We start from the raw sequence: 19,199 nt of genomic DNA, 5'->3' as shown, positions 1-19,199 counted from the left end.
CATGGCGCGCGCCCAGCTATGCAATTTTGCGCTAAATCAAGGGCTTCAGAGTGCATTGACCGGGCGATAGGCCGCCGCTAGAAGGGGCCTGCAAACGTCGTGCAATGGTTTGCTTCTCCCGGCGGAGGGGTGGCCGAGTGGCTGAAGGCGGCGGTTTGCTAAACCGTTGTACAGGGTCAACCTGTACCGTGAGTTCGAATCTCATCCCCTCCGCCAATTCTCCCCACAAGTTGTTGAAGTAGCTAAAGAAATTTAGGTTCTTTGATAGCGACATCACGCCGTGTCCCATTGGGCGTGCCGGGCATGTTGTGAACTTGCAACCTTCTAACGGCTAACTCATCGCCCTCAGGTCTGGAAAAGCTTCCGATCAGGCATCTTTTGTTCTTGATTTGTTCTTTTTGTAAGTGCTACGGTCCGCCTTAAGATAAGAAGTTGGCCGTCTCTTTTTTCGGGTATGCAGCATCACCTTCAACTCGCATTTAGCGTGATAGCTCTATCGGGCTGCCATCCTGCGCGGGTATCATGAAAAGCTCGAATCGCAGAACGAGCCGGCGCCAGATTCGGATGCTGGACATTAATTGGTGATGGGGTGCGTTCATAAAGATGCGACGGCTTATAGATATTGTCTTGGCGGCTTTAGTCGGAGCGGTCGCATCCACCGCTATGGCATGGTTTCTTCGCCACGATCTCTTGCGGCATATCGCTGGAGAGATGAGTTATCAAGATCTCGCAGCGACCTTGTTGGCGGTGGTTTCTGCAATGGTAGCGATCATTGGCATCTTTATAGCAATCTTAGCTATTATTATTAACCTTCCCATAATAGTTGCCATCAAAGCCGGGCGTATAGCGTGGTCGGAGCATGGAAGAAGCTACGCACCAACGCGGGTAGCTTCTGCAACTGCCGCATGTGGGAAAGGACTGCCTGGCGCAGCTGAGTTGGCGAAGTGATCAGCTTCCGCCCCGTGCCGTGGGTTTTCAAATCGTTCCATACCAACTCGTCCGGGTTCAATTCCGGCGAATAGGGTGGCAGGTGGAACAAGGCCAGCCGCCCTTGTTGGGCCGCCACGAACTGGGTAACCGCTTTCGCGCGGTGTGTTGGGTGACCGTCGACAATGACGAAGAGGGGAACGGTTGCGTTGGCCAGCAATCGCTTGAGAAACTCGATAAACACGGCCCCGGTTACCCGGCCCTCGGTCAGCATGAAGCGAAGTTGCCCTTGAGCGCTGATCGCCGAGATCAGATTGGCACCGAAGCGCGCGCCGGTGCTGGATACGATTGGCGTCTGGCCACGGGGTCCCCAGGTCGTGCCACTGTGGAAGTCGGAACGCACGCCAGCCTCGTCGGCGAAGAAAATCTGCGCGCCCGCACGCTTCGCCTGCCGACGAATGTCGGGATATTCTGTTTCCAGCCACCGTTTCACTGTTTCCGGATTTTGCTGATAGGCGCGCCACAGAGGGCGCTGAGCACTCAGGCCTAACTGATGCAGCAAACGAGCGACGGAACTATGCCCCAATTTCACGTCAAAGCGCTCGCCGATCAGTGCTTGCACCATCGCGATCGTCCAAAGGGCAAACGGAAAGTTCAGCTGTAACGGGTTCTTGGTCGACAGGGTCTTGTAAATCCAGCGCAGCGCACGCCCGTCAAGCTTGGGTGGACGACCGCCACGCTTGTTGGCGTCGAGCTGATCCCAACCACCGCGCCGATACAGCGCCAGCCAACGAAACAAGGTTCGAAGATTGACGCCCAATGCCGCAGCGACCTGCACCGGGCTTTCACCCGACTGTACCGCGGCAACGCCGCGCTTGCGCAGCTCCGTCAATATCGAATGATCCAGGGCACGACCGTCTCTCTTCATGTCCACAACTTTAGCAGATACCTGCGGCCATGGCATCTATTTTGGGAAGGTTAATAGCTATACACAGTTTAAAGCAATGGTAACCAATGCTGCGACAGATCATATTAATATCGAATTGCCTAATCACCTTATGAAAGTTCTTCCGCCGGCGATGGAAAAGCATTTTCAATCGGCTACTTTTGTGACCCTTGTGAGGAATCGCGTAGACTCAATCATTTACAATTCTGCCGAAATGACTAACTCGCCAGATGAAATGAGAGAAGACTAAAGCGAAAGGGATTTTGATATGGCAAGCAGAGAATGGACAGAATTAGACACGAAAGTAAGAGAAATAATCTCTGCCTTTCAAACTGAAGCGCCCGTCAAAATATCGTCTCTGGCGAGGGCGCTCGAAGTTGATTTTAAAGCGTCGACGTTGGCTCCTGGCATTTCAGGAGAAATTCGGCCGCATCCAAACGATCCTGGAAGATTTTTGGTAAAAATAAATCGGCATGACCCACCTAGGCGGTAGCGGTTTACCGCCGCTCATGAATTGGCGCACTTTTTACTTCACAGCGATCAGATCGGAAGCGGTATAGAAGACGATGTTCTCTATCGCTCGTCCTTGTCCGACCGTCGTGAAGCGGAAGCGAATCGTCTAGCTGCTGATATTCTTATGCCTCATGAGCTTGTTGAGGAGTTTTTGGAAACAGCAAAAGCGTTGTCAATTGACGACATTCCAAGTTATTTGGCTGATCAGTTTGAAGTTTCCGAAGCAGCTATGAAAATTCGTCTTGGAATTAGTTGACGGTTCTGGATCGACAAGAAAATGGCGCTCACCTCGCTTAGTAACGCAAGCTACATTCCGGTGCTCGGTCTTAGGCCGGCGGAAATGCAGGCATTGGATGAATTGCCAGAGCGGGACAAAGATCAGCTGCTGCCCCTGATTCAGTTAGGCCCGTGGGTAGGCGCCCACAATTTTGCGAGCAGCTTAGCAAAGCTTGAGGAATCATTCGGCAATCGACCTGTGTTTGTGACGCTGTGTGATCGCGAACAATCTATCGGTGACCGGTCTGTGCATCGTGAAATTGCTGCTCTTCGTTCCCCTGATCGGGGCTATGACGAATGGTGTTTGTTTCTCGAACAGCAGCCTAATTTTATCCCTGCTATCCAGATCGAATCTATCACGAATTTAGCGGCACAAATTTCACGTCTTTATTCTCTTGGTCGCGGGCTAATTATTCCATTTGAGCAACGATCTTTTGCGGGTATCGACTCAATCAGCCGCGCGGTTTCGGCTCAAACGAATGGTGGAGCGAACGTTTGTTTTTTTCTTGATTTTGGCCGAGCCGATAAAGATTTGATATTTTCTCAAGCTAAGGCAAAGGCTGCTATCGCCGGAATTCTAGAAAACGCGCCGAACAGCCGTGTGTCTATCTCGGCGTCTTCGTTTCCTGAATCTTTTACGGCAGTAACAAAGCAGGAAATTTTCGAGCGTTCCCTTCATATGTTGCTAAAAGCCGATTTCGGAACAAAACTGATTTATAGCGACCGTGGAAGTGCTAGGGCAGAGAGGCAAACAGGGGGAGGGGGCACTCCTGCACCTCGAATCGATTACGCTCTTGACCAAGAATGGAAGTTTTTTAGATCTGACGATTCGACAGATCGGTACGCCGCTTATGCTGAGCAAGCGAAAGCAGCTATTGATGATCCCAATTGGGACAAAAATCTGCGGGTCTGGGGAACGCAAATGATAGAGCGAACTGCGCTTGGGGATCGATCAGCGATCGTTTCCCCAAAGCGGTCTACGGCTGCTCGAATTAATATCCACTTGCATCGCCAGTTGCATTACGGAAGGCCAAGCGACCTCTATGAAACTGACGATGATTGGTTGGATTGACGGCTAGATAGTTGAAAGTGTTGACGAGTGAAATTGCTCAGCCCACATGCGCCACATATGATCCTGTTCCTCTTTGACGCGAGCAAATTGTTCACGGCTAGATTGGAATCGGCTGAGCTTTGCCAGGTCGTCTGATTTGATTTGGCGATATCTAACCGCGTCCCAAAATTCTTTGCTGGTTTTGCCAAAACGTGACGAAAAGACGTTTATAAACGCTGCATGCGCATTGGATTTGTTTATATCAAAATAATCCTGATTATTTGTATGATAATTCCCTTCACATCCAATATAACGTTTTTGGTCTGCCTGTGTAAGCAAGCGACCAATACAAATGCCTGCTTGGGGGGAGGCGGACTTGGGCGTCTGTATGATTTCGATACTCCCGTCTGCATGCATAACCCAGAGTTCGACGAATAAAAGATTTAGTTCGATAACCTTGTAAGCATGCTTGGAGGCAACCACCAAGATCACCCAATCAAAGTGCCGCAGATAGCTGGCAATTTGTGAGGGCAGCCTGCGAAGGGTATCTTTCTCGCTTTTTACTTCGATGCCTATGAATTTTGATTCGAGTATTGCGAGGTCAGCTCTAACCAAAGATTTTGATAGCGCGAATTCGTTCGCGATTATTGATCGTTTTGATATGCGCTTCAGTGCGCGCAATTCGGTCAAAACCCTGGCTTTAATCTGTCCTTCGTTCACCGCTCGCACCACTACGCTTTGCAATTCAAAAAACCGAGCAATATCCATGCCGCGCTCGGAGGATCAATTGCACTGGCTGTGCTTTGCGCAACATCTTCTTGCTGTCAAGTGGCATTCAATAAACAGATACGTCTTTACTGGCGTGCCGTAGTTCAGCACGAGCATTTTGTATTCATTGCTTTTTAATGAATACAGCTAAAGCATCGAGCAATAGCATCATATTTTCGTTAATCGCTAGACAGGCCGGTGCAGTGTTCTGGGCTTGATCGTTGAAGTCCCGTGGTGCCACGCGCTAGCCGGCTTTGTCGGAAACGCTCTTTATGTCCAACCGCGCCTAACGCCCCGCCGCCCATCACCCCCAACGCACATCCCCCAGCGCGCCGATCGGGAATTTCAGATAGCGCTGGCCGTTGCTTTCCGGCTCAGGCAGCCGCCCACCGGCGATATTCACCTGGAGCGCGTGCAGAATGAGTTTCGGCATCGGCAAAGTCCGGTCCCGCGCTTCCCGCAGAGCAATGAAGGCCTCGCGGTCGATGCCGGCAATATGGCCGTTGCGGGCCTTCTGGTCTCCAATCGTGCTTTCCCAAAGCGGCGCCCGGCCGCCGGGCTGATAGTCATGGCCGGTGAAGAGGCGCGTCTCCTCCGGCAGGGCCAAAATCTCCTGCAGCGAGTCCCACAGCAGCCCCGCGCTGCCGCCGGGGAAATCCGCCCGCGCGGTGCCGGAATCCGGCATGAACAGCGTATCATGCACGAAGGCCGCGTCGCCGATGACATAGGTGATCGAGGCCAGGGTATGGCCGGGCGAGAACAGGATATGCGCGTCCAGCGTGCCGATGCGGAAGCGCTCGCCCTCGGCGAAAAGACGATGCCATTGCGACCCGTCGGTCTTCAGCTCCGGCCAGTGATAGATCGCCTGCCACAGACGCTGTACCTCCACCACCTGCGCGCCGATGGCGGTGGGCGCGCCGGTCTTCTCACGCAGATACTGCGCGGCCGAGAAGTGATCGGCATGCGGATGCGTGTCCAGAATCCACGCCACCGCCAGCCTCTCCTGCGCCACATAGGCGAGAAGGGCATCGGCATTTGCGGTTGCAACCGAGCCCGACTTCTCATCGAAATCCAGCACCGGGTCGATGATGGCGCATTGGCCGGTCGCGGGGTCGGACACCACATATTGCACGCTGAAGGTGCGCGGATCGAAAAAGCCTTTCACGCGCGGCTGCCGCAGGGGGGCAGGGCTGGGCATGTCATCCTCCGGGTGCAGACGGGTCATCGAAACGACGGCTCAGGCCAGGCTGAGGCGGGCCCTTCAGCGGGTCGCGCGGTCGAAGCCGAGGCCGAAACCCTGGAGCGCGACATTCATCGCCAATTCCCGGCCGTTCGGGGTGCCGAAGGTCAGTGTCAGGGATGTGCCGTGCCGCGCGTCGGCGATGAAAGACGCGGGCAGATCGGCCGAGCCGATGCAGCCCTGGGCGATGCAGCTGCTCATCACCACGGTCACCGGCCGCTTACCGTCGACCGCGAGTTGCACCGGCGCCGTCAGCACAATGCCCAGCGGCAGTTGCACCGCGGCCGTGGCGCCGCCCGAGGTCTTGGGGGCCAGGGTGATGACGGCCAATTGCTCGCCATTGGCCTGCTGCACGATGCGGTTGGTGGTCACGCAATCCAATGCCGTGCCGGTATTGCCGCATTCCACCCGCCAGTTGCTGCTGCTGAACGCGGCCAGCGGCGGCTTGGCGGCGGCTGGGGGTGTTGCTGCCTGGGATGCCGGGGCCGCGACAGGCAGGGCAATGGCGGCGGCAAGGATAAGGGCCGGAAACCGGAGAGACGTCATGATGACCAGTCTTTACTTGATGAGAGAGCTGAACGGACCTGCGAACCGGGGCATCCCTATGAGACGATCGGCCCGATAGCAAGCGCCCGTAAGCGGGGCGCGGCCCGTGGCGCCGCGGGTCAGTCCGGCAGAGGACTGATCCGAATAGACAGGCGCGGGTGTATACAGAACTGAGCCGTGCTCGATGTGGAAATAGTTACAAATCGCATGGTATATTTTGATCAAGCAATAACCGCAATTTCGGCAATTTCTTTGATTAATAGGCGGCTATAAAAAATAAGCGCCATCCTGATGCTGCAACAAAAAAATATAATGAAAACTTTATTGCAGCCGGATCGATCCGCATGATAGCTGAAAACGGTACATGACGTTAATTTTTGCGGGATTAAAATCATGAATTTCAATGCGGCTCAAAAACTCGTCGGTGCGTTATATGGCAATATATTGCATCGCGACGCGGATCAGGATGGGTTTAACTATAATGTTCACGGATTGACCAATAACTTAGTATCCGTGAAAGAAATCATGTATGAATTCTTCACCAGCGAAGAATTCTTCAAGAAATTTGTCGTCAATCAGACGCCGAACGAACTATCGCGTAATCTTCTGGCGTGTTTTTTCGGTGCTTCCGATGTTGTCTCCGCCGATCTGCTGCGCGTCCGCGATAATATGATCAAAGCGGGCCTGCCGGGGGTGGTCACCGCTCTCATGGAAGATCCGCGCTTCTTTGATCGTCACGGCAGCCATGGCGTGCCGCGATACGAAGAAAAAGTCCAAATTCTGATCGGCGCGTAAAGGCGCATAAGCCAGGGCGCTGCTGGGGCCGCCAGTTCCGGCAGCGCGGCCTCAAACCCGCCCTGAGGCGAAGCTCCTCCTAAGGTGTAGATGATCACCCGTTCGGCCAGGGGGGTATCGCTAGTTTTCTTCTCTTGAGACTTGGCTCAAAAAGTCAGACATCTGCCCGGATTATCGTTATCCGAGGACGTGCATATGGCTGGCCAAACCTCTTTGTCTCCATCCGTGCAACACATTGCCGCGACCCCCTCCGCCCAGGCAGGCGCTGTGGTCGAGGCCCGGTATAATGGCGTCATGGCGGAATCGGACGTGGAGCGGATGAAGACCGAGATGATGAGTGGCGACGCAGCCTTGTCCGTGCAGGGCGACGATGCCTTCGCCAGCACCGTTCTGCCGCGCCGGGACGCGCATGATGATGATTTGGACCTTCCGTTTCGCCGCGCCGGGCGCGCCCCGCGCATCGCGATTGTCCACGAATGGCTGCAGGTCAATGCCGGGTCCGAGCGCGTTCTGGAACAGCTTCTGCTGTGTTTCCCCGATGCCGATCTGTTCTCGACCGTCGATTTCATGGCGCCGAAGGATCGCGCCTTCCTCAAAGGCAAACCGGTCACCACGACCTTCATTCAGAAGCTTCCGGCCGCCAAGAAGCTGTTCCGCCATTATCTGGGCCTGATGCCCATGGCGATCGAGCAGCTCGATCTCAGCGCCTATGACATCGTCATTTCCAGCAATCATGCGGTCGCCAAGGGCGTGCTGACGGGCCCGGACCAGATCCATATCAGCTACGTCCATTCCCCCATGCGCTATATCTGGGATCTGCAACATCAGTATCTGCGCCAGGCTGGCCTCGGCTGGAGCCTGAAGGCCATCTATGTCCGCTGGCTGTTCAACAAGATGCGGCTGTGGGATTTCTCAAGCGCGCAGCATGTCGATCATTTCATTGCCAATTCCCGCTATATCGCGCGGCGCGTGAAGAAGGCCTATGGGCGGCCGTCCAGCGTCATTCATCCGCCCGTCGATGTCACGGCCTTCACCATCGGTGAGACGAAGGATGACTTCTACCTGCTGGCCGGGCGTTTCGTGCCTTATAAGCGGGCCGATCTGGTGGTCAGCGTCTTCCAGGCCGATCCCAGCCGCCGGCTTGTGGTGGTGGGTGACGGACCCGAGGCCGCCCGCGTTCATGCCGCCGCCAAGGGCGCGTCCAATATCGAATTTCGCGGCTCCGTTCCCAAGGCCGAACTGGTCGATCTGATGCAGCACGCCCGCGCCGCGATTTTTGCCGCCGAGGAAGATTTCGGCATCGCCATGGTCGAGGTCCAGGCCTGCGGCACGCCGGTCATCGCCTTCGGCAAGGGCGGTGCGCTCGACATCATCGACACGGCCGAGGATGCCGCGCCCACCGGCATTCTGTTCGAGGAGCAGACGGTTGACAGCATCACCGATGCCTTGACCCGCTTCGATGCCCGGGCGGACGCGATGTCGCCCGACACGTGCCGGGCCAATGCGCTGCGCTTTTCGGAGGAGAGCTTCCGTGACCGCATGCATGCTTTTGTGCGGGAGACCACCGGCGCCGTGGTCTGAACGGCAGCGGGTCGCCCCGCCGTCGCGATACGCGATCGACAGCTAAAAGGCGTCAGGTTCAAGGATCTGACGCCTTTTTGCTGTTGGGGCCTTCGCCCCGATACCGCGGCATTACCGCTCGGGTATGGGCGGCGCGGGGCGGCGCGGGCGCAGCTTGTTGCGGAAAATCCTGACGACTTCCATGACATAACGCGGCGTATCGGTCAGTGCCGCCAGTGACGCGAGCGCGAATTCACGTTCATGCCGCAGGAGATAGATCGTGAAAACGATGCTCAGCAGCAGTTCCGTCGTAATCAGTGCAATCGCGGCGCCGGTCGCGCCCCAGGCAAAGCAGCCGCCCGTCAGCAGGCAAAGATAAAAAACCGTGAAGATCATCGTGATGCGCGATACGTCGCGGCTCCAGCCCAGCGGAATCAGGAATTGCCGGGACAGCGTGCCGGCAATGCCCGTCAACAGCGGCAGGGCTGACAGCCAGCGCAGCACGACGGCGGATTTATGAAAGCCGGGGCCGAGCACGATGGTCGCAATTGGGTCAGCGCCAAAGAAAAAGAACGCGCCGAGAGCAAGCGCCACGACGATCTGAAAGCCCATGAAGGGGCCCGCGACCCTGGCCGCCGCAACGCGCGACTGTGTCAGCAGGGCATTGACGCGAGGGTATAGCACCATGCTGGCCGGCACGGTCAGCGCCATGGCGACGCGTGTCATGCGGTCGGCGCCGGCGAAAAGCCCGACCTGGGCAGAGCCGGCGACAAGGGCCAGCACCAGGGGCGCGCCCGTGGAATAGGCAATCCAGCTGCTTTGGGACAGGAAGTAGTGGCGATAGTCCCAGATCTGGAATAGCGCCTGACGCAGCGGAAAGCGCGGGCGGCCCATTTTGAGATGGCGGCAGGCGATATAGAAGCCAGCGAAACCGGCCGCGACTGTCCCAACCCCCTGAAGACCGCAAGCGATCCAGGTATCCTTCGGGCTATGCACCAGGATGAAGGTCAGCAGAACCACCAGAATGCGACCTGCGATGGAATAGATGGTGAACATGGCCATGCGTTCCAGGCCCTGCACGAACCAGTCCACCGTAAAGACGGCGCCGAGGATGTTGAGCAGACCTGGCAGCAGCAGATAGATCGGTGCCGGCACGCGTTGCAGCGGCAACAGAGCGAAGAGCAGGACGATCGACAGCAGCGACAGCAGCATCTTGGCGGTCATGGTCCGCCAGAATATCTCGCGCAGCCTGTCCTCATCGCCGCGCGCCTGGGCGACGTCGCGCGTCGACCCCAGGGAAAAGCCCCAGTCGATGATGAGATACAGATAGGCGTTGATGCTGATGACGAAGGCAAGGATGCCGTAATCCGCGACCCCCAGAGTCCGCGTCAGATAGGGGACGTTGATCATGGCCAGCACATAACCGCTGGCCTGAAAGACCGTGGTCGATATGAGATTGCGCCCGAGGCGCTTCAGCATAGCGGTGTCAGCCACGCGTGGTCTCCGTCTCTGTAGGCATGGGGAACGGAGCGAAACCGGTCGTCATATTATCCTTGCTGCCTTGATGTCCGGCCGCCTCAGGGAGAGGTCGTAAGCCGGTCCCAGCCCAAGCCGCAAGTGCTGCCCTCGGACCTACAGTTACGGGCCGTTTAAGCCAAGAGAAATACGTCTTCTGGCGGATGGACGGTCAGCTGTTGTGAGACCGGGCGGGGCTGTGCGGGTTTGGACGCGGATGGCTAGCGCGGCAGACGGATGATCACCGCATGGTCCGTCAGGCTGAGCGTCAGCGTTTTCACCTGATGATGAGTCTGCACCGGCGCCGTGCCCTTCGCGATATCGAAAACCTCCAGCACCGGCTGGTTTTCGGCGAAGGTGACGATGACCTTATCCTGTCCCTGCACCCGTTCATCCCAGATCACCAGATCGAACGCGCCATCGCTCTTTTGCAGCAACAGGTCATGCACGCTGGCCCCAGCGGTCTGGATGCCGAAGGCGAGCGTGCCAGGATGCGCGAGGCTGCCATGGTCCGCCAGGATTGTCGTCAGGGCGTGGATATAATCGGCGGCCAGCTTCGGCCGGTCGCCGGCATAAAGGCCCTGTTGGCCGTCGCCGCCTTCCGCGTCCCTAAGCTCGTAGATGAAGGTATAGTCCCAGCCGCGCTTGAACTGGGACAGATAGGTATTGCTCAGCACGGCGGCCTGCGCGGCTTCGCCGCCAGGGTCGGACTGGCTGTCCCAGCCCGTTTCGGTCGTCACGCGCGGCTGCCGCATCAGTGCGGCATTGTCGTAGCCGGCGAAATGCGCGTGCCAGGTCACACCGCTATTGCCGTACAGCCCGTCCCAGCGATCGTTCAGCACCGGGTCGGCGGCAAGCCAGGCCTGATTGTTGCCGTAACCCCGATGCACGCCGCTGACATAGTTGTGCACGTTCAGGGCGTCGGAAAACCGCGTGCCGGCCGGCACGACGCCGCTGAAATTCTTGGGGGTCGTGCGGAATTGCAGGCCGACATTATCCGTCTCCGCCCCCGTCTCGGACGGTCCGAAGACGGGATAGGATTTCAATTGCGGGTCAGTCTTGGCGGCCTGGTAAAGCGCGGCCTGGAAGGCGGCGACCGCTTTCCAGCTATGGCCCTGACCGCCACCCTGCTGGCCCTGGTAGGTAATCGGAAAATTGTTCGGCTCGTTCGGGCCTTCCAGCGCCAGCAGCGCACCGGCCTTCGCCAGCGTCCGGGCCGAGGCAAGTTCGCCCGCCAGATCGCCGCCGCCTTGAATGTCGAAGCGCACGCCGGTCGCCTTGGCCAGCATCACATCGCTGTCGACGTGGCGGATGCCGTCGCGTACCGCGCGCACGCCCAGATAATGCAGCGGCGCGATATAGGTTTTGGGATCATAGCCCTGATCGACATGGATGTTGACGCCGAGCGAATCCAGAAACCTGTCTGCGCTCTGCGCGGTGACCGGCTTCGGCGGGCCAAGATCCAGCCCCGCGCCGCTGGTCTGCACGCCGGCGACCGCCGAGATCGGCAGGGCCAGCGCGCAAACGAGCGAGAGGCGGGAGATGGCGGTCGATGAATGGATCAAGCGGGTCAGCAAACCTTGTCGCGACAGATTATCCGGCTGGCTCAATGGGCCCCCGTGCGTGCCAGCACCGCCGGCAAAGTCTTCAGAAGCACGGTGATATCCAGCCAGACGCTCCAGTTATTGACATACCATACATCAAGCTGGACGCGGCGGGCATAGGTCGTATTGCTGCGACCGCTGACTTGCCACAAACCTGTCACACCGGGGCGGGTGTTGTAGTAATGGGCGATATCTTCGCCGTAGAAGCGCACTTCGCTCTGCACGATCGGACGCGGACCCACCAGGCTCATCTGCCGGCGAATAACGTTGAGCAGCTGCGGCAGTTCATCCAGGCTGGTCTTGCGCAGAAAGCGGCCGAAGGGGGTTACGCGGGGGTCGTGGCGCAGCTTCTGCGTCAGATCCCATTCCGCCTTCATCTCGGGGTCGCGGGCCAGGGCTTCCTTCAGCACGCTGTCGCCGTCCACCACCATGGTGCGGAACTTCATGCAGGGGAACATCTTGCCGCCGATGCCGAGGCGGGAATGCGCGAAGAACAGCGGACCGTCGGAGAAGAGGTTGAACAGATAGGCGAGCAGGAAGATGGGGCTGGACAGGACCAGCAGCACCATGGCGGCCATCACGTCGATGGCGGTTTTCACGCTCTGCGACAGGTTGCGATGGGCGTTATGCTTGTAGCTCAGCATCACCACGTCATGGCTGAAGAAGCGCGTCGTCTGCCAGCCCAGCGCCGGCATGGCCTGCGGACCGGGAATGATGGAGAAGGGCACCTTGTCGCGCAGCGCGGTGTCGATCAGCTGCCGCTGCAAGGCGCTGTCGTCGTCAAGGGCGAAAAGAACCTTGGCGGCCTGGTGGCGTTCGAGAATGCTCAACAGGAAAGAGCTGTTGGATTGCGCCACGACGCGCTGCGGATCGATCCGGCTGACGATTGCATAGCCAAGGCCAGGGTCGGAGGCCAGCGCCGCTTCGACCGCGATGGCCGCGTCGCCGGCACCGACAAGAACGATCGGCAGGCGCCAGGTGCCCATGCGCACCAGGACCGACTTGACCACCGAATTCGCGAAGGTCGCCAGAAAGGGGAACAGCGCCAAAGCGGCCAGGCCCGACAGGCGGTTGCGAATTTCGTGGTCCAGCACGCCGGCCAGGATATAGGCGCCGACGGCCCAGCCGCAGACGCCGAAAATCTGGCTCGCTTCGGTCCAGAACGGCGTCCGGTTGGTGTAGCGTCCGCGCACGGCGAAATAAACGATCGCGATTGCCAGGATCACTGTCACGTTAATGAAATTTGGCAACACGCTTTGCAGAGTCGCGGGCGGCTTGCCTGCGAATAGCAGGACGGCACCGCAGACAATGGCCTCTGCCACTACCGCCGACATAACATCGACGGCAACAAAGGATACGGCGCTCGTCATTGGCGAAAAAGTCGGTCGCACCTGCGGCGAAAAGCTCATTTGATCTTCCACCACAAGTTGAGACGTGGGATGACCCTTCAAAAGTGACAAGCGACCCCCCTGGGAAATTACGATTGCGAATGCGGACAAATTTACTGCCGCGGGGCAAAGTTGAGAGGCTGCCAATTTGGTGGAGTGCGAGGCTTATAGGGGTAGCGGCGCGTCGTCTGATTTGAGATGGCCTTCATCCAGAGGGATGACGCCGGTGCATCTCCCGGCCGGCTGGTGCGGCAGTGCAGCATCGAACAGCAGAGACGTTCCCCCAGGCCTGGCCCGATAGGCGTACGCTGCACCGCAGCAAAAGTCAGGATTAACCCTTTAGGCGTATGGGGTTGTTGCGGGTTTCTGCCGAAAGGCGGGGGCGGCATCCGTCAGATGCCCATCACGTTCCTGTAGGATCGACCGAGACTGGCTTGTTACGGGAAATCTCACTGGCGCAAGCCTTGTCGGCGGCCGACGGCACGTGCAAATTCGCCCCGTACGGCGCTACAGCGCTGCGTTATGATCGCGTATCATGATGCTGGTCTGGTCCGTCGGATATCGACCTTCGGTTTTGCTTTCGCCATGCCAGCCGCAACTTGCCGCACTATTTCCGCAACACGGCCTTTCTGACGGATCGTTCCTTGATAGAGTCATTCCTGCCCAGTTCCTCCCGCCGCTTTTTCAGCGGGCCGCGCGCCTGGATGCTCCCTGTCCTGGGCTCCGGCCTGGTGGCCTGGGCGATGCCGGCCCATGCTCAGGTCACGGCGGACGCTTATTTTCCCACCGGGAATTACGGGTATGACCAGAATCTGGGTGTGACGGTCCTCACCAGGGCGCGACCGGAATATGAGCAAGGGGGCGTCCAGCTGGGCGGCTTCACGGTAAACCCGGAGCTTGACCAGTCGATTTTCGACAATACCAATGTCAATGGCACGGCCGGCAGCAATACAGGAAGCTGGGGCACGGATACGAGGGGCAGCATCACCGGCCAGTCGGATTGGGAGCGCAATAGCCTGCAGGCAACGGTGGGCTTCGACCATTCCAGCTTTTTTCAGCTGCCGGTGGACAATTTCACGAACTGGAACGTCGGCATCGGCGGCGGCTACACCATAGCGGGCGGTCAGCTGCGCGCGACCTATTCCCACTCGGTCTATTATCAGCTTGGCACCCAGATCGGCGCGGCCAGTTCAGAGCAGCCGACGGAAGACATCACCGATTCGGGCGAGATTTCCTACGACTTCAATTTCGGCCGCCTGACCGTCACGCCGTCGATCGACTTTAGCGTCTATCGCTCCGGCGACATCACCAACAATGGTGTAAAGTCGAGCCAGTCTTATCTGGATAGGGATGTGATCGCCGGCGGCGTGGTCACGCGCTATGCCCTGACCGGGGGCACCGGTTTGCTGCTGGTCGCGCGGGGCAGCGGTTCGAACTATTACAATCAGACTGCCGGACAGATCGACAATAACTCCACCAGCGGCATGGTCCTGGCGGGGTTTGACTATCAGCCCGCAAGCGTGTGGCGCTATTCCTTTCTTGTCGGCGTCGAACATACAACCTTCGCGGCAGCCCAGTATGGCAGCGAAACCGTGCCGGTCATCGCCGGTCAGGTTGTCTGGTCGCCGGACCCGGTTCTGACGGTCGTCGGCAACCTGTCGCGCTCGGTTCAGGATACGGATGTCGAAGGCAGCAACGGCTATATCCAGAACCAGGCGCGCATCGTCGGTGACTATGAGCTGAAGCGCAACGTGCTGCTGGAAGGCCGCCTGAGCGTGCAGAACATTGCCTATTTCCAGTCCGGCACGCAGACCAGCGAAAGCATCGGCGGTGGCGTGACCTGGCTGCTCAATCGCACGATGCAGCTGTCGCTGAATGACGATTTCACCAATCAGAACGCGCCCAGCAGCGCGGTGACGCCGGGCAATACGGCGACGACGGAACAGGTCAGCGGCGCCTATACGCAAAATGTCCTCATGCTGACACTGCGCTTCGCGCTCTGACGCGCCTTGCCGCATCAACCATAAAAAACCCCCGCAGGCCTGCGCCTGCGGGGGGTTTTTATGTAACTGCGGGGCCTTGTCTCAGAAATAGCGCTCGAACACGGTGACGACGTCGCCCGGCTGGATATCGGCGCCACGCGGTGCCTTGCCTTCGATCGTGTGGCCGTTTTCCTTGCGCAGGATCGAGAAATCCTGAGTCTCGGCGCGATAGGTGAAGCCGCCGGCGACGGCTGCCAAGGTCAGCGCCGTCATGCCCGGCTCATAGGGATACTGACCCGGCTTGATGACTTCACCGAGAATGAAGACCGGCCGGTATTTCGTGATTTCGACAGTCACGCTGGGATTGTTCAGCAGCTTCCGTGCTTCAAGATCGCTCGCGATCAGCTGCGCCAGCTGGTCCGTGGTCTTGCCCTTGGCCGGAACGTCGCCCAGCAGCGGGATCGAGATGGTGCCGCGGTCGTTAATGGTGAAGCGGCCTGTCAGCTGCGTCTGGCCGAAGATGACCACGCGGACTTCTTCGTCCGTGCCCAGCGTGTAGTTAGACACGGTGGTCTGCGGCAGCGGCGGCAGGCCGGAACCGGGCGCGCAGGCCGACAGCGCCAGACAGGCGGTGAGGCCGATCATCGGCAGGCGCCAAGCGGCACCTCGCGATACGGACAGGATGGGAGAAAGAGGGTTCGTCATGGCCACCGCCCGGTTCGAGTTTTGTGCAAGAGGTTGAGATGTGCAGCACAAAGACGCAAGGTCAATGCGCATCGCTAAGCATAATTGGTCCGGAATGGCGATAGCGCCGCGCCGTTCGGGTCGGAGGCCGCGCCACAAGCCCGCTCCAGTTCCCGGTCAGGTCACCGGACGGCATCGCTACCGGCGCGGCGGTCGTGCCGTCCTGCGTCGCATTCCAGGCCGTCTGCAATTCCTGCAACTTCCTATCCTGAGGCGACAGCGTCACAGTCTGGCCGTTCAGCAGCGCTTCCACACGTTGGCGGTAGGGGATAGCCAGCGCCAGCGTCTGAGAATGATAGTAACCGGCCGCCTTGGTCCAGTCCCCCGTTTGGCTATGGAGGGAGATCAGGAAGCGCGCCGCGTAATTGGCATTATGCATCGGGTCGAAGGCATCCGACAGGGTGCGGAAGGCGGCCGGATGATACATCAAATTGACCTGCATGCAGCCGACGTCGATGGAGGTGATGCCCTGGGCCTGCGCCTGCTGCACCCAGCTGATCGCGGCGGCCTTGGTCGGGAAGAAATGGCTCTGGTTCTGGGCCTGCACCGTCCAGGGCCAGGGGCGTGGCGCGGCACCTTCGGCCGGCGGCCGGCCGGATTCCACCTGGCTGATGGCGAAAAGCAGGCCCGAGGGCAGGGTGTATTGCGTCTCCGCCGCCTGCACCGCGTCGCCGCAGACATGAGCGGCGTCGACGGTACGGTCCAGCAGGCCCGCTTGCGCGGAGGTCGCGGCCCAGGGCGCGGCGGCGGCAGCGCCCGCCGCGGCAGCCAGCAGGGACAGAAGCTTGAAGGACAGGCGGCTCATGCGGCAATCCGTCGCGTGACATCGCCCAGCAGCCGGGCGGAAGCCAGCCAGCTCAGCTTTTCCGCCCGCAGCAGGCCGCGTGCGGACAGATCGCCGCGCAGTCCGGGCTCATCCAGCAGTCGCTCGATGGCGCCGACCAGGGAGGCCGGATCGTCCATGGTGAAATACAGCGCGTCCTCGCCGCAAATCTCTTCCACCGCGCCACCGCGCGTCGCAATGACAGGGCAGCCGCAGATCATCGCTTCCACCGGCGGCAGGCCGAAGCCTTCGTAACGCGACGGGAACAGCAGGCAGGCGGCGTTTTCATACAGCGTCCGCAATTCGGCATCGCTGGCGCGGCCAAGCTGGCAGAAGGCGGCCTGATCGGCGGTATCCTGGAAGACAGCGCGATTGCCGCCGCCCGTCATGGCGACCACCATGCCGCGTTTGCGGAGCGCATGAACCACGCCTTCCAGTGCCGAGAGGTTCTTGTGGGCGGCGCGGCTGCCGACAACCAGTGCGTAGCCGCCCCGCGTCAATCCATGGCGCGCCAGCACCGTCTCGTCCGCCGCGATGCGTTTGATATGGTCCGCGCCCTCGTAGATCACGGCGATCCGCGCCGGATCGATGCCGAGGCTGGCGGCGATGCGCTGCCGCGAAAACTCGGAAACGGTGACGATGCGCGTGCCCATGCGTGCCAGCGCATGCTGCAAGCCTTTGTACCAGAGACGGAATTTCCAGGAATAGGAATAGGGCGTGTCGAACACGCCCGCGTCATGGATGACGATGATCTGGCCGCTTCCGCTCAGCAGCGGGGCGGTATTGCCCAGATTGATCAGCGTGCCGCCACGTGCGGCGCGCGGCAGGTCGATCTGTTCCCACATTTGCCCCTGGCGGCGCCCGACGGTACGCGCCGGCAGCGTCAGGCCGGCGGTGTCGCTGAGCGGCGGAGCGGCGGCATCCATGGGCGGGGTCAGCAGGGTCGTCGCGGGCCATTCGCCGCTCAGAACCAGGCCGTCGATGGCACGCACGATTTCGGCGGCAAAGCGCTGCACGCCGGTCACTGGCTGGGTCAGGTATCGTCCGTTCACATAGACGGGCGCGGTCTTCATGCGTAACTGCTTTCTGTGACGCGATCGTCAGCCATTCTCGCCGCTTGATCGGCCGGGCGCGCGAAACTCGGCACCGGGCGGCCGTCCTTCAGCATGCGGGCGGCCGTTCCGGCCACGCAGCCGAGTTGCAGGAAGAAGGCGATATCGCCGATCGTGGGGGAGGAGACGAGGGCAGCCGCCAGCTGGCCGCAGAGTGCTGCGCCAAAACCGTCCAGCACGACATTGCCGGGATGCGTTGGATTGTGGCGACCGGCGCGGCGCATCAGGGCGGTCACCTGCCAGACCAGCAGCGCAACCATCAGCAAGCCGAAGACGCCGCCATTGGCTGCCATGCCGGGCACGAAGCTGGAGGACCGGAAACTGCCCCAGCCGACGCCCAGACCGTCCGTCTGTGCCAGCGTCCCCATGGCCGCGCTATCAAGCCCGCTGCGTTCCGCGTAGGAGTCGCTGTCCCCTTTCGAGAGGGTTGATGTCAACACCTCGTTGATCGCGTTCTGGAGAGAGGGCACCAGGATTAGCAGCGGTCCGACGATGACGACGCCGACTACGGCCAGGCTGACGCCCTTTTTGAACAAGCGCGCGATTGCGGCGGTGTTTCCTGAGATCGTGGAGAAAGCGATCATCAGCGGAAAGCCGGCGGCCAGCGTCAGGATACCGGTCGTCGAGGTCGACAGCAGCATGGCGAAGATCGACAGGATCAGCAGGATATCCACCCGCATGATCCGGCGGCCTTTCGCGTTCAGCCATAGGCAGCAGAAGAACAGGCCGGACAGATAGAAGGCGAGGCCGGCTGGTTCAGAGAAGCTCGCCTGGATGCGCGGCACCGGACCGAGAGCCTGATTGACGATGGCCCAGTTCGGGTTCGAGTAGAAGACGCTTGTCGGAAAGGGGACATGCGCGACGCGATAGGCGAAATCCCAGAAGGTGATGCCGATGACCGCATAGCCCCCGAGCAGATAGGCGCGCAGCAGCGCCATATGGAGGAAATTGCCCCGTGTGACCAATAGCCCGGCGCAGATGGCGACCACGGAATAGAGCGCCAGATAGAGTGTCTGCGTGACATTGCCCGAGGTGAAGGTCAGCGGCACATAGCCGGGATTGAGCAGATCCGGCCTCTGCGGCCAGACCATGATGCGGCCCTGGAAAGCCTGCGGCAAAAAGAAGATCGACAGAATGGCATAGACCAGCAGGGCGATCAGAGGCGTCAAAGTCTTGAAGACCTGCGCCTCGCCGCTGTAGCGCATGCCCAGCGCATATTGCGCGCAGACATAGGTGACGAAAATCAGCCCTGGCACCAGCGCCGGCGGCAGCCCGAAACTGCCAAGCAGCACGGCAGCGCCGGCCCCGAAAATGGCGGTGACAAAGGCCAGCTGCAGCAGGCGAACCGGGTTGGTGGCCCAGATCATTCCAAGCGGCAGCAGCACGACGCCGAGTAAGGTAATGCCCAT

The 19,199-nt window shown here is 59.6% G+C and carries 15 protein-coding genes, 1 tRNA gene and 1 pseudogene; 6 read left to right on the top strand and 11 right to left on the bottom strand.

Going from position 1 to position 19,199, the window contains the following annotated elements:
* The first annotated feature begins 123 nt into the window (after positions 1–123).
* Positions 124–216: transfer RNA gene (locus tag ASILVAE211_RS20925), tRNA-Ser, on the top strand.
* A gap of 613 nt (positions 217–829) precedes the next feature.
* Here ASILVAE211_RS20925 and ASILVAE211_RS20920 read toward each other — a convergent pair.
* Positions 830–1,819, bottom strand: a complete 990-nt coding sequence (locus tag ASILVAE211_RS20920) for an IS630 family transposase (RefSeq protein WP_227323311.1) — start codon at positions 1,817–1,819, stop codon at positions 830–832.
* A gap of 559 nt (positions 1,820–2,378) precedes the next feature.
* Here ASILVAE211_RS20920 and ASILVAE211_RS20915 point away from each other — a divergent pair.
* Positions 2,379–2,642, top strand: a pseudogene (locus tag ASILVAE211_RS20915) (ImmA/IrrE family metallo-endopeptidase); the annotation flags it as partial.
* 21 nt (positions 2,643–2,663) lie between these two features.
* Positions 2,664–3,734 (top strand): beta family protein, encoded by a 1,071-nt coding sequence (locus ASILVAE211_RS20910; RefSeq protein ID WP_227323309.1) that lies wholly within the window; start codon positions 2,664–2,666, stop codon positions 3,732–3,734.
* A gap of 3 nt (positions 3,735–3,737) precedes the next feature.
* On the opposite strand, the gene ASILVAE211_RS20905 is transcribed toward ASILVAE211_RS20910, so the two are convergent.
* From ASILVAE211_RS20905 to ASILVAE211_RS20895, 3 genes are all read right to left on the bottom strand, one after another.
* On the bottom strand, positions 3,738–4,481 hold the full coding sequence (locus ASILVAE211_RS20905; RefSeq protein ID WP_227323308.1) for a sce7726 family protein: 744 nt from the start codon (positions 4,479–4,481) through the stop codon (positions 3,738–3,740).
* A 304-nt stretch (positions 4,482–4,785) separates the two neighbouring features.
* A complete protein-coding gene (locus ASILVAE211_RS20900; RefSeq protein ID WP_227323307.1) occupies positions 4,786–5,679 on the bottom strand; it encodes an MBL fold metallo-hydrolase in 894 nt (297 codons plus the stop codon).
* Between the two features lie 63 nt (positions 5,680–5,742).
* Positions 5,743–6,267, bottom strand: a complete 525-nt coding sequence (locus tag ASILVAE211_RS20895; RefSeq protein ID WP_227323306.1) for an invasion associated locus B family protein — start codon at positions 6,265–6,267, stop codon at positions 5,743–5,745.
* A 393-nt stretch (positions 6,268–6,660) separates the two neighbouring features.
* Here ASILVAE211_RS20895 and ASILVAE211_RS20890 point away from each other — a divergent pair, with 393 nt between their 5' ends.
* Together ASILVAE211_RS20890 and ASILVAE211_RS20885 are read left to right on the top strand one after the other, a co-directional pair.
* The gene (locus tag ASILVAE211_RS20890; RefSeq protein WP_227323305.1) at positions 6,661–7,062 is read left to right on the top strand and encodes a DUF4214 domain-containing protein; all 402 of its coding nucleotides are present in this window, start codon (positions 6,661–6,663) and stop codon (positions 7,060–7,062) included.
* A 195-nt stretch (positions 7,063–7,257) separates the two neighbouring features.
* Positions 7,258–8,643 carry a glycosyltransferase gene (locus ASILVAE211_RS20885; RefSeq protein WP_227323304.1) on the top strand — a complete coding sequence of 462 codons (1,386 nt, stop codon included), beginning with the start codon at positions 7,258–7,260 and terminating at the stop codon, positions 8,641–8,643.
* A gap of 111 nt (positions 8,644–8,754) precedes the next feature.
* Here the strand turns inward: ASILVAE211_RS20885 and ASILVAE211_RS20880 are convergent, their stop codons facing one another.
* The 3 genes from ASILVAE211_RS20880 to ASILVAE211_RS20870 all read right to left on the bottom strand — a co-directional run bounded on the left by ASILVAE211_RS20880 (position 8,755) and on the right by ASILVAE211_RS20870 (position 13,111).
* Entirely contained in the window at positions 8,755–10,116 is a 1,362-nt protein-coding gene (locus tag ASILVAE211_RS20880) for an oligosaccharide flippase family protein (RefSeq protein ID WP_227323303.1), read from the bottom strand.
* A gap of 242 nt (positions 10,117–10,358) precedes the next feature.
* A complete protein-coding gene (locus ASILVAE211_RS20875; protein ID WP_227323302.1) occupies positions 10,359–11,702 on the bottom strand; it encodes a hypothetical protein in 1,344 nt (447 codons plus the stop codon).
* A 41-nt stretch (positions 11,703–11,743) separates the two neighbouring features.
* Positions 11,744–13,111 carry an exopolysaccharide biosynthesis polyprenyl glycosylphosphotransferase gene (locus ASILVAE211_RS20870; RefSeq protein ID WP_227323301.1) on the bottom strand — a complete coding sequence of 456 codons (1,368 nt, stop codon included), beginning with the start codon at positions 13,109–13,111 and terminating at the stop codon, positions 11,744–11,746.
* A 662-nt stretch (positions 13,112–13,773) separates the two neighbouring features.
* Here ASILVAE211_RS20870 and ASILVAE211_RS20865 point away from each other — a divergent pair.
* Positions 13,774–15,132 (top strand): outer membrane beta-barrel protein, encoded by a 1,359-nt coding sequence (locus tag ASILVAE211_RS20865; RefSeq protein ID WP_227323300.1) that lies wholly within the window; start codon positions 13,774–13,776, stop codon positions 15,130–15,132.
* Between the two features lie 81 nt (positions 15,133–15,213).
* Here ASILVAE211_RS20865 and ASILVAE211_RS20860 read toward each other — a convergent pair whose 3' ends face one another.
* The 4 genes from ASILVAE211_RS20860 to ASILVAE211_RS20845 form a co-directional block, all read right to left on the bottom strand.
* Positions 15,214–15,816 (bottom strand): polysaccharide biosynthesis/export family protein, encoded by a 603-nt coding sequence (locus tag ASILVAE211_RS20860; protein WP_227323299.1) that lies wholly within the window; start codon positions 15,814–15,816, stop codon positions 15,214–15,216.
* A gap of 61 nt (positions 15,817–15,877) precedes the next feature.
* The gene (locus ASILVAE211_RS20855; RefSeq protein ID WP_227323298.1) at positions 15,878–16,660 is read right to left on the bottom strand and encodes a transglycosylase SLT domain-containing protein; all 783 of its coding nucleotides are present in this window, start codon (positions 16,658–16,660) and stop codon (positions 15,878–15,880) included.
* A complete protein-coding gene (locus tag ASILVAE211_RS20850; RefSeq protein ID WP_227323297.1) occupies positions 16,657–17,751 on the bottom strand; it encodes a glycosyltransferase family 4 protein in 1,095 nt (364 codons plus the stop codon). Before ASILVAE211_RS20850 ends, ASILVAE211_RS20855 begins: the two co-directional genes overlap by 4 nt.
* Positions 17,748–19,199 carry a hypothetical protein gene (locus tag ASILVAE211_RS20845; protein WP_227323296.1) on the bottom strand — a complete coding sequence of 484 codons (1,452 nt, stop codon included), beginning with the start codon at positions 19,197–19,199 and terminating at the stop codon, positions 17,748–17,750. The genes ASILVAE211_RS20850 and ASILVAE211_RS20845 overlap by 4 nt, the downstream gene beginning before the upstream one ends.

Source organism: Acidisoma silvae (genome assembly GCF_020618775.1).
Taxonomy (GTDB): Bacteria; Pseudomonadota; Alphaproteobacteria; order Acetobacterales; family Acetobacteraceae; genus Acidisoma; species Acidisoma silvae.
The sequence above is the reverse complement of the archived record's forward strand: the minus strand, read 5'-3'. Positions and strand labels throughout refer to the sequence as shown.